At 66.5% G+C, this 14456-nt stretch carries 10 protein-coding genes; 8 read left to right on the top strand and 2 right to left on the bottom strand.

Going from position 1 to position 14456, the window contains the following annotated elements:
• Nucleotides 1–5: 5 nt before the first annotated feature.
• Nucleotides 6–1145, bottom strand: coding sequence for a DSD1 family PLP-dependent enzyme (locus AC1RHV_RS12995; RefSeq protein WP_054455697.1), 1140 nt, complete (start codon nucleotides 1143–1145; stop codon nucleotides 6–8).
• Nucleotides 1146–1397: 252 nt separating this feature from the next.
• Here AC1RHV_RS12995 and AC1RHV_RS12990 point away from each other — a divergent pair, with 252 nt between their 5' ends.
• The 4 genes from AC1RHV_RS12990 (at nucleotide 1398) to gluQRS (ending at nucleotide 6268) form a co-directional block, all read left to right on the top strand.
• Complete coding sequence (locus AC1RHV_RS12990; RefSeq protein ID WP_054455699.1) at nucleotides 1398–2360, top strand: TAXI family TRAP transporter solute-binding subunit; 963 nt, start codon at nucleotides 1398–1400, stop codon at nucleotides 2358–2360.
• A gap of 222 nt (nucleotides 2361–2582) precedes the next feature.
• Nucleotides 2583–4607: a TRAP transporter permease gene (locus AC1RHV_RS12985; protein WP_054455701.1), complete on the top strand. Its 2025-nt coding sequence runs from the start codon at nucleotides 2583–2585 to the stop codon at nucleotides 4605–4607.
• Nucleotides 4608–4846: 239 nt separating this feature from the next.
• Entirely contained in the window at nucleotides 4847–5305 is a 459-nt protein-coding gene (locus AC1RHV_RS12980) for a Smg family protein (RefSeq protein WP_042795808.1), read from the top strand.
• Between the two features lie 66 nt (nucleotides 5306–5371).
• Nucleotides 5372–6268, top strand: a complete 897-nt coding sequence (gene gluQRS / locus AC1RHV_RS12975; RefSeq protein ID WP_306653588.1) for a tRNA glutamyl-Q(34) synthetase GluQRS — start codon at nucleotides 5372–5374, stop codon at nucleotides 6266–6268.
• On the opposite strand, the gene AC1RHV_RS12970 is transcribed toward gluQRS, so the two are convergent.
• The gene (locus AC1RHV_RS12970) at nucleotides 6255–8885 is read right to left on the bottom strand and encodes a GDYXXLXY domain-containing protein (RefSeq protein ID WP_119449798.1); all 2631 of its coding nucleotides are present in this window, start codon (nucleotides 8883–8885) and stop codon (nucleotides 6255–6257) included. The two genes, gluQRS and AC1RHV_RS12970, sit on opposite strands and share 14 nt — an antisense overlap.
• Before the next feature lie 62 nt (nucleotides 8886–8947).
• Here AC1RHV_RS12970 and AC1RHV_RS12965 point away from each other — a divergent pair, with 62 nt between their 5' ends.
• From AC1RHV_RS12965 to AC1RHV_RS12950, 4 genes are all read left to right on the top strand, one after another.
• Complete coding sequence (locus AC1RHV_RS12965) at nucleotides 8948–11572, top strand: DNA topoisomerase III (protein ID WP_119449797.1); 2625 nt, start codon at nucleotides 8948–8950, stop codon at nucleotides 11570–11572.
• Between the two features lie 142 nt (nucleotides 11573–11714).
• Nucleotides 11715–12773 carry an ABC transporter substrate-binding protein gene (locus AC1RHV_RS12960; protein ID WP_492300984.1) on the top strand — a complete coding sequence of 353 codons (1059 nt, stop codon included), beginning with the start codon at nucleotides 11715–11717 and terminating at the stop codon, nucleotides 12771–12773.
• On the top strand, nucleotides 12773–13543 hold the full coding sequence (locus AC1RHV_RS12955) for an ABC transporter ATP-binding protein (RefSeq protein ID WP_492300983.1): 771 nt from the start codon (nucleotides 12773–12775) through the stop codon (nucleotides 13541–13543). Before AC1RHV_RS12960 ends, AC1RHV_RS12955 begins: the two co-directional genes overlap by 1 nt.
• A gap of 13 nt (nucleotides 13544–13556) precedes the next feature.
• On the top strand, nucleotides 13557–14411 hold the full coding sequence (locus tag AC1RHV_RS12950) for an ABC transporter permease (protein WP_054455713.1): 855 nt from the start codon (nucleotides 13557–13559) through the stop codon (nucleotides 14409–14411).
• Nucleotides 14412–14456: the final 45 nt, after the last annotated feature.

Raw genomic sequence — 14456 nt, 5'->3', positions numbered from 1 at the left:
ACGATTCAGCGCGAGAAACCGCGCGCGGAGATTTCCCAGATGTCCTGCACCACGCCGTCCTTGAATACCACCAGGCCGTCGTGCAGGTTGAAGGTGGGGTCCACATGCGCGGGCACCAGGCGCAGCACGCTGCCCAGCGCGGGCGCCGTGGCGCCGGGTTCGACGCGCACCACGCTGTGCTCGTCGTTGATGGCGGTGCAGGTCAGGCCGGATTCGCCATAGACGGCGGGCGGGCCACATTCGGCGGAGGCCGATTTGAGGCCGGCGTCCAGCACCACGCGGTCAGGCGTGGGCGTGCTCATCACGGTGGACAGCAGGAACAGGCTGTTCTGGAAATTGAGCGGGCCACCCCATTCGTTGGCGCCGTAGTCGCCGTCCATGAAGGCATAGGAGCCGGCCTGCAGTTCTGTATAGACACCGCTGGCGGCGTCGAACTCCGCGCTGCCGGTGCCGCCGCCGGTGATGGTGTCGCAGGCGATGCCGCTTTCGCGCAGCAGCTGCGCGTAGGACGCGGCGATGCGCGCGGCCTGGCGGGAGACGGTGGCGCGTTCTTCGCGGGTGCGGTAGTGCTGCACCGACCCGTGATAGGCCTGCAGGCCCGCGAAATTCAGGCCTGGCAGCGCGCGCGCCTGCTGCGCCAGCGCCAGGACGGTGGCGTCGTCGGACACGCCGCAGCGGCCCTGGCCCACGTCCACTTCCACCAGCACGTCGATCTGGGCGCCGGCCTGCACCATGGCGGCGGACAGCTGCGCCAGGTTCTGGGCGTTGTCCACGCAGACGCTGATCTTGGCCGCGCGCGCCAGCTGGCCCAGCAACGCCATCTTGGCCGGGCCGACGACTTCGTTGCTGATGTGGACGTCGCGGATGCCGGCGGCCACGAAGGGCAGGGCTTCGCTGACCTTCTGGCAGCAGATGCCGCGCGCGCCCAATGCCACCTGCCGCAGCGCGATCTGCGGGCACTTGTGGGCCTTGGCGTGCGGCCGCAGGGCGACTTCGTGGCGGTCGGCCCAGGCCTGCATGGCGCGCAGGTTGGCTTCGAAGGCGGTCAGGTCCAGCGCCAGGCTGGGGGTATCGACGCGGGCGAGGGGATCGCCCGGCTGGGCGGCGGGGGGCAGCGCAATGCCGCGTATGACTTCCTGGGACATCTTGGAAACTCCGTTATCAGCACTGCTGGGATGTAAGCGCACACCATAACCAAAGCGGGACCGCCCATAACCTTGGGCGATGCGACCCCCTGGAAAACCATAGCCCTGTAATCATTGGCTACAGGGGACGGGCATGACAGAATTTCATCATAAAGAAAGCCCCCGAGGGGAGGCAGATTTTGCCGGGGGAATTCGCCCATCGGCAGAAATCACATTACTGATACCCGTCAGCAAGAATTCGGAGAAGCTCGCATGAAACTCAAGACCTGGATCACCGCCCTGACCATCGCGGCCGCCGCCGTCGGCGCCGCCGGCACCGCGCAAGCGCAACAATTCTTCCGCATCGGCACGGGCGGCACGGCCGGCACCTACTACCCCATCGGCGGCATCATCGCCAACGCGGTGTCCCAACCCGGCAAGCTGGTCGCCACGGCGGTCGCCTCCAACGGGTCGGTGGCCAACATCAACGGCATTCTGGGCGGTTCCTTCGAAGCCGGCTTCACGCAGTCCGACGTCGCTTTCTGGGCCTATAGCGGCACCGGCACCTTCGAAGGCAAGCCCAAGGCGCAAGACCTGCGCCTGATCGCCACGCTGTACCCGGAGAGCATCCACCTGGTGGCCCGCAAGGGCGCAGGCATCAAGAGCGTGGCCGACCTGAAGGGCAAGCGCGTGTCGATGGATGAGCCGGGTTCCGGCACCCTGGTGGACGTGCGTCTGATCCTGGGCGCCTACGGCATGACCGACAAGGACATCAAGGCCGAATACCTGAAGCCCAACCAAGCCGGCGACAAGCTCAAGGATGGCGGGCTGGATGCCTTCTTCTTCGTGGGCGGCGCCCCCGCAGGCGCCATCGCGGAACTGGCGTCCAGCGGCGCCGGCATCGAGATCGTGCCCTTGGTTGGCCCGGAGATCGACGCGCTGCGCGCCAAGCAGGAATTCTTCACGCCGGACACCATCGCCGCCAACACCTACCAGAACGTGGGTGAAGTGAAGACCATTTCGGTCAACGCCCAGATGGTCACCTCGGCCAAGCTGCCGGAGCAGGTGGTGTACGACGTCACCAAGGCGCTGTACAGCGACGCCACCCGCAAGACCCTGGACAACGGCCACGCCAAGGGCAAGCTCATCACCCGCGACAACGCGGTCAAGGGCGCCGGCATTCCGTTCCACCCGGGCGCTGAAAAGTTCTACAAGGAAATCGGGCTGCTGAAGTAGGCCCCACCGAGCGCCTTCGGCGCTTCCCCCAGGGGCGCCGCAGTGGACCGGCGGAGCCGGATCCACGCGGCCCCGATCAGTGGCGACGAGGTCATGCGACTAGCGTGCCGCGCGGCCAGGGGGCGCAGGGATGGCAGTGCATGTCCGCGGCGCAACGCGCCGCGCTTGAGTAGGGCCGCCACGAGCGGCCCTGCTTGCTGAATCACCCAGAGAATTACTGCGATGGAAATTGATCACGAAAAAACCCAGCAGCTGGCGGAGAAGTACGATTCGGAAATCCGCTTCCGGCCGCTGGACAAGACGGCGACCTGGATCGTCTCCGGCCTGCTGGTTACGCTCTCCATCTTCCACTACTACACGGCCGGCTTCGGCCTGCTGCGCGAAGCCACGCACCGCGGGGTGCATCTGGCTTTCGTGCTCAGCCTGATCTTCCTGGTGTTCGGCTTTTCCAAGTCGCACTACACGCGCGAGCCCAAGTCCACCTGGTACGCGCCCGGCGGCATTCCGCTGTACGACTGGATCATCGCGATCGCACTGGCCCTGTCGGTGCTGTACATCCCCTATATCTTCGAGGACCTGGCCTTCCGCGTGGGCAATCCGCTGCCCATAGACGTGTTCATGGGCTCGATCCTGCTGATCGGCCTGTTGGAAGCCACGCGGCGCGCCATGGGCTGGCCGCTGCCCATCATCGCGCTGGTGTTCATGGCCTACGCCATGTTCGGTCCGTATTTCCCCGGACTGCTGCAACACGCGGGCAACACCTGGCCCCAGATCGTCAACCACATGTACCTGACCAGCCAGGGCGTGTACGGCGTGGCGGTGGGCGTGGTGGCGACCTACGTGTTCCACTTCGTGCTGTTCGGCGTGCTGGCCACCCGTATCGGCCTGGGCCAGCTGTTCCTGGACGTCGCTTCCACCATTGCCGGCCGCTATGCCGGCGGGCCGGCCAAGGTGTCGGTGTTCGGCTCGGCCATGTTCGGCATGCTGTCGGGTTCCTCGGTCGCCAATGCGGTGACGGTGGGTTCGCTGACCATCCCGGCCATGATCCGCATCGGCTACCCGCGGCACTTCGCGGCCGGTGTGGAAGCCGCCAGCAGCACGGGCGGGCAGATCACGCCGCCCATCATGGGCGCGGCGGCCTTCCTGATGATCGAATTCCTGGGCATTCCGTACCAGCAGATCGCGATCGCGGGCATTTTCCCGGCCTTCCTGTATTTCTTCGGCATGTTCATGCAGGTGCACTTCGAGGCCAAGCGCGAAGGGCTGCGCGGGCTGACCGAAGCGGAAATGCCCAAGCTCAAGCAGTCGTTCAAGATGCGCTGGCCCACCCTGATCCCGCTGATCCTGCTGATCGGCGTGCTGGCCAGCGGCCGCACGCCTTACCTGGCGGCGTTCGCGGGCATTACCGGCTGCATCATTGTGGGCCTGCTGAATCCATTCCAGCGGCTGCGCCTGCGCGACCTGTACGAAGCCTTCGAGACCGGCGCCAAGTACGCGCTGGCAGTGGGCGCCGCGGCGGGTACCGTGGGTATCGTGATCGGCGTGGTCACGCTGACAGGCGTGGGCTTCAAGATCTCGTACATCGTCATCTCGGCGGCCCAGGCGATCGCCGGCGGCGCGGCAACGGTCATCCCCGATGCCATCGCCAATACCCAGACGCTCACGCTGATCGCCGCGCTCATCATGACCGGCCTGGTTTGCATCCTGATGGGCTGCGGCATCCCCACCACGGCGAACTACCTGATCATGGTGGCGGTGGCCGCCCCCACGCTGGTGCAGCTGGGCGTGCAGCCCATCGCGGCGCACTTCTTCGTGTTCTATTTCGGCATCCTGGCGGACATTACACCGCCCGTGGCGCTGGCGGCCTATGCGGCGGCGGGCATGGCGGGCAGCGATCCATTCAAGACCGGCAACACCGCCTTCAGGCTGGGCATCACCAAGCTCATCGTGCCCTTCGTGTTCGTGTTTTCGCCGTCGCTGCTGATCTCGGTGCAGGGCTTCACCTGGTATGACTTCTTCGTGACGCTGTTCGGCTGCATGGTCGGCCTGGTACTGCTGTCGGCGGCGTTCTCGCGTTACATGCTGGTGGGCATGAAGAGCTGGGAGCGCTGGCTGTGCACCATCGGCGCCTTGCTGACCATCCTGCCGGGCCTGACCAGCGGCCTGATCGGGCTGGCAATCTGCATCCCGGTGTTCATGCGCCAGATCGCTCAGCTCAAGCTGGAAAACGCGCCCAAAGCGGCCTGATCAGCCACCCGAAAACAAAAAGGGGCGGACCGATAAGGTCCGCCCCTTTTTGCCTCGAATCATGAATATTGGCAGCATTTAGGGTAAAAATGTGCGCGTTTTGAGGCAAGGTGACTTCATACAACATTCCACCCTCCGGCCGGTTGCCCACCCCTATAAATCAGCGTAAAGTAAAATTCATGTTTGCTGGTCTGCCGATATGCGGGCCGACTGTGCAAACAGGCACAAAACTGCGCCATATGTTCGATATCCTGGTTTATCTGTACGAGAATTACTACACGCCGCAAGCCTGTCCTGCGGCGGACGTGCTCGCAAAGCGGCTTGCCGCCGCCGGTTTCGAGCACGAAGACATCGACGACGCCCTGGGCTGGCTGTACGGCCTGGCCGAAACCACCGAACGCTGCGTCGATCTCGCCCAGGCCCCCGCCACCGGCACCCGGATCTACACCGACAACGAATACCAGCAGCTCGGTACCGAATCCATCGGCTTCATCGCCTTCCTGGAATCGGCTGGCGTGCTGCCCGCGCCGCTGCGCGAAATCGTCATCGACCGGGGCCTGGCGTCGCCGGAAACGCCCGTGCCGCTGTCCAAGATCAAGATCATCGCCCTCATGGTTCTCTGGAGCCAGGAAGCCGAGATCGACAACCTGGTCCTGGAAGAGCTGCTGGACGAAGACGGCACGCGCTTGCTGCATTGAACGGCATCCGCGTCGCTTGATGCCGTTACTCCTTACCCGCGCGCATGGCCGCGCGGGCGTCCCATCGTGAATTACGTCGGCCGCTTCGCCCCCAGTCCCAGCGGCCCGCTGCATGCGGGCTCGCTGGTTGCCGCGCTGGCCAGCTGGCTGGACGCGCGTGCCCATGGCGGGCGCTGGCTGCTGCGCATCGAAGACGTGGACACGCCGCGCACGGTGCCCGGCGCTGCCGAGGTCATCATGGGCCAATTGAGCGCGCTGGGCCTGGATTGGGACGGCGACATCATGTGGCAGTCGCGCCGCGGCGACGCCTATCAAGCCGCCTTCGACTCGCTGGCCGCGCGCGGCCTGATCTACGGCTGCGGCTGCACGCGACGCGAAATCGCCGATTCGGCGCTGCGTGGCCAGACTGCGCCCGGCGCCGACGGCGAGCGGCCGTATCCCGGCACCTGCCGCCACGGCTTGCCACCAGGCCGCGAGGCCCGCGCCTGGCGCGTGGTCATGCCGGAAGGCGCGGAACATTTCGTCGACCGTTGGCTGGGGCCGCAGGAACAAAACGTGGCGCAAGCCGTGGGCGACATCGCCCTGCGGCGGGCCGACGGCCTGTGGGCCTACCAATTGGCGGTGGTGGTGGACGACGCCGCGCAAGGCGTGACCGATGTGGTGCGTGGCGCGGACCTGCTCAGTTCCACCGCGCGCCAGCGCGTGCTGGGCCGGCTGCTTGGGCTACCGCCCGTGCGCTACCTGCACGTGCCGCTGATCCTGGACGCTTCCAGCGGCCTGAAACTGTCCAAGCAGAACGGCGCCCCGCCCATCGACACCGGCGCGCCCCTGGCGGCGCTGATGGCCGCCTGGCGAGCCTTGGGCTTCGACCCCATCGATGCCGCGGACCGCGGCCATTTCCTGCGGGAAGCCACCGCGCAATGGGCGCGGCGTTTCCCGCTGCCCGCCGCTACAGCGGCTTGAGGTCCTGGTCCAGCATCCGGACGAGCAGGGCCTCGCCGTTTTCCGCCACGCGCAACTCGCCGTACTTGGCGACCTGATAGCGCTCGGCCTGGCCTTCCGGGAAGAAATAGGCGTTGGTCACGATGCGCACGCTGTTGTCGCGGATGCGGTAGCGCAGCGGCACTTCGGCATCGGTATGCGGGTGCGTGTCGGGCTGGATGCGTAGCGGCTGCCCGACGCCGCGCGCGTCGGTCTGCAACATTACATAGCCGTCCGGCTCGTAACCCATGACGGAGTCCTCGGCTTCGGGACGCTCGCCGCCCAGCCGCAGGCGCGTGACTTCCCGGCTGGCCGCGAAGTTCAGCGCCATGTAGTCGCCCTGCATGAGCGAACGGGGATCCACCGGCGCCAGTTCCAGGATGACCACCTTGCCCGACGCCAGCAGTTTTTCACGCTGCCAGATGCCGCCGTTGGTGACCGCCAGCACCAGCACCAGGCCGCCCAGGATGGCCAGCGTGCGCCAGCGCAAGGGCGCCGATACCGGCGGCAGAGCCCCGCGCTGCTTGGGCGCAATGGTGCGCATCAGGCGCGGTACCAGCCAGACCAGGGCGCGCAGCACGAACAGCAGCAGCGCGGCGCCGCCCAGCCACAAGGCTTTTTGCAGCAGCGGCACGTCCAATTGGTAGTAATAGACGCCCAGATACGCCAACAGGCTGATCACGCCGAACACCACCACGCGGGACTGGTTCAAGCCGAAGCCCAGCAGCAGCCAGGCCAGCGCGAAGCCCACGCCGGGGCTGGGCAGCCAGAACAGCGCCAGGATCAGCAGGCCGATGGGCACGCCCCAGGTGACGCCCGCCGTCAGCATGTGGCGGCGCGGCCAGAGCACCGCGAAGGCCGCCGCCACGGGCAGCAGCGCGCCGGCCGCGACCAGCACGGCCGTATGCGGATTCAGCTGCCACATGGCGGGCAACTGCTTGATGGAGATGCCGCTGGCCAGCCACACCATGCCTTGCACCGACAGCAGGAAGGCCCAGCCCAGCGGCTGCAGGGCATGGGCGCGCTTGCCGCCCAGGCGATGGCTGACGGTAAAGATGACGGCCGTGGCCCAGGCCCCGGTCACGGCAATGGGCAGCCACAGGAAAGTGGCGCGCAGGGCGTCGAACGCCATCCAGGCGTCCAGCAGGTCCTCTTGCCCCAGGTCGGGCGACAACACGCGCCAGATCAGGCCCGCGCCCGCCGCCGCGATCAGCAGGCCGCTGAGAAAACGCAGGATGACGTCGGGCCCCACCGCGTAGACCGTGGCCGCCATCAGCAGCACGAAGACGCAGGCGCTGGCGAACGAGGTCGAACTGGACAGCCCGAAGATGATCAGGATCTGCCCGGCGAAAGCCATGGCCGTGCCGCACTGGCGCCAGAACGGACCGGCGTCGCTGCGCAGCACCGCCACGCCGGCCGCGCACAACACCAGCCCGGCCACCAGTGCGCCGCCTTCCGTGGTGATAAAGCCCGAGAAGGCAATGAACACCAGTAGCAGCAAGGTCGCCAACCAGGCGCTCAGGCCCAGCAGGCATTGCACGTACCAGGGCGGATCCGACTGAGGCGCCGGAGCGGCCGCCAGCTGCGCCACGGGCGCCCCGCTGTCCGCCGGGTCCACCGAGTTGCCGGCCGAGGCGGCGGCCGGCTCCGCGTCCGCGCTCGCCGCGACGGCCGCCTGCGGATCGCCCGCCAGGCGCCGCAGCCAGCGCGCGGCCCAGACGGCCTCGGCCATGAGCAGCGCCGCCAGCGGCAGCGCGGCCCAGACGCCGGGCTCCAGGCGCAGCAGCCATTCGCCCGCCACCCGCAACGACACGCAAATGACACCGGCAGCCAACATGGCCAGGATGATCAGGTCGCGCCGGCCCTTCTGATAATAGAAGCCCAGGCCCAGGGTCACCGCGACCCAGGCGATGCCGTTATAGAGGCCCAGGCCGCGGCCCAGGAAGTCGCCAAGCATCTGGGTCAGCACCAGCACGCTGATCGCCAGGGCAGCCAGGACCCGCGGACCGACCAGGGTGCTGGCGCGCCAGCGGCGGGCAGCCAGCTCCCAGCCCAGCAGCAGCAGCAGGTTCAGGCCGGCCATCATCAGGCCGGGCACGCCCGGGCCGCCCAATATCAGCATCCAGGAAAACACCCGCTCGCCCAGCCACAAGGCCACGGCCACGTTCAGCACCAGCGCCCACAGCAGCCAGACGGCCTGGCTGCCGGCGGCCAGCGCCCAGGGCAGCAGCAGCAGCGCCCACCAGGCGAACAGTTCCCAGGTATCGGCGCCAGTCTGGTAAGTTTGGCCTAGTAATGCGAGCAGCGCTCCCAGGAGGATGCCAGCCAGGGCGAGCAGGGCGCCCGGTATGGTGCGCCGCACCCCTGGACTGGCCCGCAGGCGCAATCCGGTCCAGGCAGCGGCCAGCGCGCAAACCGCCAGAAGGCCCTGAACGCCGGCGAAGCGCTGCACTTTTGTCATGTCCTGCCAGTTGGCGGCGACCCAGCAAACCGCGGCGCTGCCAAGCAGCAAAACACCTAGCCAGAGGGTGCTGCGCGCCAGAAATTGACGCCAGGCGTGTAGTTCGGATCCCGCTTGTCTTTCAGTGCCGACTTGCATCTGGCGAATCTCCGATCTTATTATCCGCGCTACTACGGCGGGACTGCCGCCACTGGATACACATGAATAAAACGCTGATTATTGCCGAGAAGCCCTCGGTAGCCCTCGATATATCACGCGCCTTGGGAGGCTTTGCGCGCGAGGGCGACTATTTTGAAAGCGAACGTTACGTACTCGCGTCGAGCATCGGCCACTTGCTCAGCTTGGTCGCGCCCAACGATCCGGTCAAGGGAAAGTGGAGCTTTACGCACCTGCCCGTGATTCCGCCCGAATTCGAACTGGGCCCCACCGACAAGAAATCGGCTGAACGGCTCAAGCTGCTGGTCCGCCTGGCCAAGCGCAAGGACGTCGATGCCATCATCAACGCCTGTGACGCCGGGCGCGAAGGCGAACTGATCTTCCGCTACATCATTCAGTACGCGGGCGTGAAGAAGCCGATCCAGCGCCTCTGGCTGCAGTCGATGACCCAGGCCGCCATCCGCGAAGCCTTCGCCAACCTGCGCGACGACGTCCAGCTCAAGCCGCTGGAAGCGGCCGCCCGCTCGCGCGCCGAAGCCGACTGGCTGGTGGGCATCAACGGCACCCGCGCCATGACCGCCTTCAACAGCAAGGACGGCGGCTTCTTCAAGACCCCGGTCGGCCGGGTGCAGACGCCCACGCTGGCCATCGTGGCCGAACGCGAGGAGCGTATCCGCCGCTTCGTGCCGCGCGACTACTGGGAAGTGCGCGCCACCTTCGTGGCGGCCGCCGGCCTGTACGAAGGCCGCTGGATCGACCCGGAATTCAAGAAAGACGACCGCGACCCCGAAAAGCGCGAATCGCGCCTATGGTCGCAGGCCGCCGCCCAGAGCGTGGTGGCCGCCTGCCGCGAACAGCCCGGCAGCGTCACGGAAGAGTCCAAGCCGTCGACCCAGATGTCGCCGGCCCTGTATGACCTGACTTCGCTGCAGCGCGAGGCCAACGGCCGTTTCGGCTTTTCGGCCAAGACCACGCTGGCGCTGGCGCAGACCCTGTACGAACGCCACAAGGCGCTGACCTACCCGCGTACCGACTCGCGCTACCTGCCCGAGGACTACATCAACACCGTCAAGGAGACGATGCGCGCATTGGCGCAGGGCGGCTCCAACGCGGTGGGCGGCCTGGCCCGCCACGCCGGCACGGTGGTCAGCGAGAACTGGGTCAAGCCCAACCGCCGCATCTTCGACAACAAGAAGGTGTCGGATCACTTTGCCATCATCCCCACGCTGCAGATCCCGCACGACCTGAGCGAAGCCGAGGCCAAGCTGTACGACCTGGTGCTCAAGCGCTTCCTGGCGGTGTTCTTCCCCGCCGCGGAATACCGCGTCACCACCCGCATGACCGAAGTGCAGGGGCATCGCTTTCGCACCGACGGCAAGGTGCTGGTCAGCCCGGGATGGCTGGCCGTCTACGGCAAGGAAGCCCAAGGCGAAGACGCCAACCTGGTGCCCGTGGCGGACGGCGAGACCGTGCGCACCGAGGACGTGGAAGCCGTTGGCCTGACCACCAAACCGCCGGCGCGCTTTAACGAAGGCACGCTGCTGTCGGCCATGGAAGGCGCGGGCAAGCTGGTGGACGACGAGGAACTGCGCGAAGCAATGTCCGAGCGCGGCCTGGGCACGCCGGCCACGCGCGCCGCCATCATCGAAGGCCTGCTCAACGAAAGCTACCTGCGCCGCGAAGGCCGCGACCTGGTGCCCACCGCCAAGGCGCGCCAGCTGATGACGCTCTTGTCCGGCCTGGACGTGACCGAACTGACCTCGCCGGAACTCACCGGCGAATGGGAGCACAAGCTCAAGCAGATCGAGCAGGGCGGACTGGGCCGCGAGGCCTTCATGCGCGAGATCGCGCAGATGACGCAGGTCATCGTCAAGCGCGCCAAGGAATACGAACGTGACACGGTGCCGGGCGACTACGCCACGCTGCAGACGCCGTGCCCCAAGTGCGGCGCCGTGGTGAAGGAAAACTATCGCCGCTTTGCCTGCACCGCCTGCGACTTTTCCATCGGCAAGCATCCGGGCGGCCGCACCTTCGAACTGCCCGAAGTGGAAGAGCTGCTGGCCAAGCGCGAAATCGGTCCGCTGCAAGGCTTCATCAGCAAGATGGGCCGACCGTTCGCCGCCATCCTGCGCATCAGCGACGAGTACAAGCTGGAATTCGACTTCGGCCAGAACGACGAGGACGACTCCGAGGCCGTGGACTTCTCCGGCCACACGCCGGTGGGCTCCTGCCCCAAGTGCCAGTCGCGCGTGTTCGAGCACGGCATGAGCTACGTCTGCGAGAAATCCGTCGGCCCCGAAAAGAGCTGCGATTTCCGTTCGGGCAAGGTCATCCTGCAGCAGGAGATCTCGCGCGAGCAGATGGAAAAGCTGCTGACCAACGGCCGCACCGACCTGCTCGACGGCTTCGTCTCCAGCCGCACCAACCGCAAGTTCAAGGCCTTCCTCGTCCGCCAGCCGGACGGCAAGATCGGCTTCGAGTTCGAGCCGCGTCCTGAAAAGCCCGGCCGCGCACCGGCCAAGACGGCCGCCAAGACCGCGACCAAGACCGCCGCAAAGAAAGCGCCGGCCAAGAAGGCCGCGGTAAAGAAGACCGCCACCAAGACGGCCACGAAAACGGCCGCCAAGAAAGCGGTGAAGAAGGCTGCGCCGAAAAAGACCGCCGCGTAAAACGGGCGCGGCGCCTGGCGCCGCCGCCTCCCGACCATCGCGCACGACGCCCGGGCAACCGGGCGTTTTCCATTGTTGGACGCCAGTTGCTGGGGTATTGTCTACGCCAAACCGCTGCAACCAGACCTATTCCGAGGACGACATGAGCAACAGCCCCGACTTCACCACCCGCCGCCGCGTGCTGGCCGCCGCAGGCGCGTTGGCCAGCATCAGCCTGGTCAATGGCCGCGTCGCGTTCGCCCAGCCCAAGCTGGGCCGCGTCGTCTACGGCCAGGGCAGCATCGACCCGTTCTTTGCCGCGGGTTATGTGGCGCTGAAAAAGGGCTACTTCGGCGAAGGCGGGCTGGAAGTCGAATACCTGAATTCGCAAAGCGGCCCGCGCACCAACCAGCTGCTGGCCGCGGGCCAGATCGCGTTCGGTGCCACCGCCGCCACGGCCGCCCCCGCGCTCACCTTGGCCGGCAAGCCCGCCACGCTGGTGTTCGGCTTTGACCGCAAGCTCACCTACGCCAACGTCATCGTGCGCCGCGAGGACTTTGAAAGCGGCAAGATCAAATCGCTGAAGGACCTGGCCGGCAAGCGCGTGGGCGCGACCCAGCCGCAGTCCAGCACCTGGCTGATGGCGCTGTACCTGATGCAGAAGGCCGGCGTGGCCGACAAGGTTGACATCCGCCCGCTGGGCGACCTGGCCACCATGCTGGGCGCGCTCAAGACCGGTTCCGTGTCCGCCAGCATGGCCACCATGTCCATGATGGAACAGGCGCAACAGGAAGGCTGGGGCGTGCCCATCTTCGACGCCACGACCGAGAGTTCGTGGAACGAATTCATGGGCGGCGACGTGCCCGGCATCGCGGCCCTGACCCTGCAGGACACCATCCAGAAGCGCCCGGAAGTGGTGCAGGCCTTCGTGATCGCGCTGGTGCGCGCGCAGGACTTCATCAGCGCCAACAGCGCCGCCGCCGTCACCGACGCGATCTACGACGATTACCTGAACGCCTTTCCGCGCGCCGCCATCGAAAAGACGCTGGGCGTCTACAAGGAAACGGTGTTCCTGAAGGACAACATCATCACCCAGGATGCCTATGACCGCATGACGGCCATCATGGGCGACGGCCGCCAGTTCTCCAATGACGAGATCAAGACCGTGCCCTACGACCGTTGCGTGAACATGAGCTTCGTGCGCCGCGCCCGGGGCCTCTGATGATCACGCTGGACAAGGTGGGCAAGGCCTACCAGACGCGCCAGGCCACCACGCATGCAGTGGGCGAGGTCAGCCTGACGATCCCGGAAGGCGAGTTCGTCTCCATCGTCGGGCCGTCCGGCTGCGGCAAGAGCACCTTGCTGAACATGATCGCGGGTTTCCTGCGCCCGACCACCGGCACGATCCACGTGGACGGGCGGATCGTGGACGGGCAGGTGCCGCCGGCCCTGGGCTACATCTTCCAGAAGGACACGCTGCTGCCCTGGTTCAGCGTGAGGAAGAACGTGGCGCTGGGCCTGAAGTTCCAGGGCGTGGCCGTCGACAAGATCGAGCGCCGCGTGGCGGAACTACTGGAAATGGGCCACCTGAGCCAGTTCGCCGACGCCTTTCCGCACCAGTTGTCGGGCGGCATGCGGCGGCGCGTGGCGCTCTTGATGAGCCTGGCGGTCGAACCGCGCATCCTGCTGCTGGACGAGCCCTTCGGCGCGCTGGACACGCACACCAAGACCCACCTGCATCGCGAATTGATCGAGATCTGGCGCAAGCTGGGCCAGACCATCGTCATGGTCACGCACGACCTCGACGAAGCTATCCTGCTGTCCGATCGCGTGGTGGTGCTGTCCGGCCCGCCCAGCCGCGTGCTGCTGGACGAGCGCATCGAGATCCCGCATCCGCGCGATGTCTTCACGCTGCGCGAAACACCGCAGTTCGTGACCCATGTGCAAAGCCTCTGGAGTGTGCTGGGACAGCAGTTCCGCGCCGCCGCCTGAATCCCTACGCGTCATGACCACCACTTACTCCGCCGATTCCCTGCAGGACCAGCTGCGGCTGGACCGCCGCGCCAGCATCGCGCGCCGGCTGCGCATCACCCTGTGGCAGGTGCTGATACTTGCCGTCATCCTGGGCTCCTGGGAGATACTCACGCGCATCCCCTGGTTCGCCCAGAACACACTGTTCGATCCCTTCTTCATCAGCCAGCCCTCGCGGGTGGCCGTGCGCCTGTGGGAATGGCTGCAGCCCGGCCCGCGTTCGGTCTGGCCGCACCTGTGGCTGACCTTGCAGGCCACCATGGTGGGACTGCTGGTGGGCGTGGGCAGCGGCTTCGTGGTGGGCATGACGCTCAGCCGCAGCCGCTTCCTGGCCGACGTGTTCAATCCCTTCATCGTGGCCTTCAACTCGATGCCGCGCATCGCCTTCGTGCCGCTCATCACCATGTTCTTCGGCCTGGGCCTTGCCTCCAAGGTGGTGACGTCATGGTTCGTGGTGTTCTTCCTGGTGTTCTTCAACACCTACAAGGGTGGACGCGCAGTAGAACGCGAACTGGTGGATTTCTGCCGCACGCTGGGCGGCTCGCCGCGCCAGATCCTGTGGCGCGTGCGCATCCCGACCGCGGCCGCGTGGACCTTCGCGGCCTTGCCGAATGCCATCAGCTTTGCGCTGATCGGCGTGGTGCTGGCGGAGTTCGTCGGATCCACCACGGGCATGGGCTATCTGATGATCACCGCGCTGGCGACGCTGAACGCCACCGACATGTTCGCGGCGGTGACGCTGCTGTCCATCGTCGGCATCGCGCTGGTTTATTGTGTGACCTGGCTGGAACGGCGGCTGCTGCACTGGGCGCCGGAATTCCGAGAATAGATAAATCCCCCCCGCAACGCTGCGCGCTTCCCCCCCAGGGGGTGC

The organism is Achromobacter sp. GW823-FHT04E03 (assembly GCF_058796095.1).
The sequence above is the reverse complement of the archived record's forward strand: the minus strand, read 5'-3'. Positions and strand labels throughout refer to the sequence as shown.

What these genes read in the sequence shown, in the direction of transcription:
- AC1RHV_RS12995 (WP_054455697.1), bottom strand. Translation starts at nt 1,145, where the DNA reads ATGTCCCAGGAAGTCATACGCGGCATTGCGCTGCCCCCCGCCGCCCAG.
- AC1RHV_RS12990 (WP_054455699.1), top strand. Translation starts at nt 1,398, where the DNA reads ATGAAACTCAAGACCTGGATCACCGCCCTGACCATCGCGGCCGCCGCC.
- AC1RHV_RS12985 (WP_054455701.1), top strand. Translation starts at nt 2,583, where the DNA reads ATGGAAATTGATCACGAAAAAACCCAGCAGCTGGCGGAGAAGTACGAT.
- AC1RHV_RS12980 (WP_042795808.1), top strand. Translation starts at nt 4,847, where the DNA reads ATGTTCGATATCCTGGTTTATCTGTACGAGAATTACTACACGCCGCAA.
- AC1RHV_RS12970 (WP_119449798.1), bottom strand. Translation starts at nt 8,885, where the DNA reads ATGCAAGTCGGCACTGAAAGACAAGCGGGATCCGAACTACACGCCTGG.
- AC1RHV_RS12965 (WP_119449797.1), top strand. Translation starts at nt 8,948, where the DNA reads ATGAATAAAACGCTGATTATTGCCGAGAAGCCCTCGGTAGCCCTCGAT.
- AC1RHV_RS12960 (WP_492300984.1), top strand. Translation starts at nt 11,715, where the DNA reads ATGAGCAACAGCCCCGACTTCACCACCCGCCGCCGCGTGCTGGCCGCC.
- AC1RHV_RS12955 (WP_492300983.1), top strand. Translation starts at nt 12,773, where the DNA reads ATGATCACGCTGGACAAGGTGGGCAAGGCCTACCAGACGCGCCAGGCC.
- AC1RHV_RS12950 (WP_054455713.1), top strand. Translation starts at nt 13,557, where the DNA reads ATGACCACCACTTACTCCGCCGATTCCCTGCAGGACCAGCTGCGGCTG.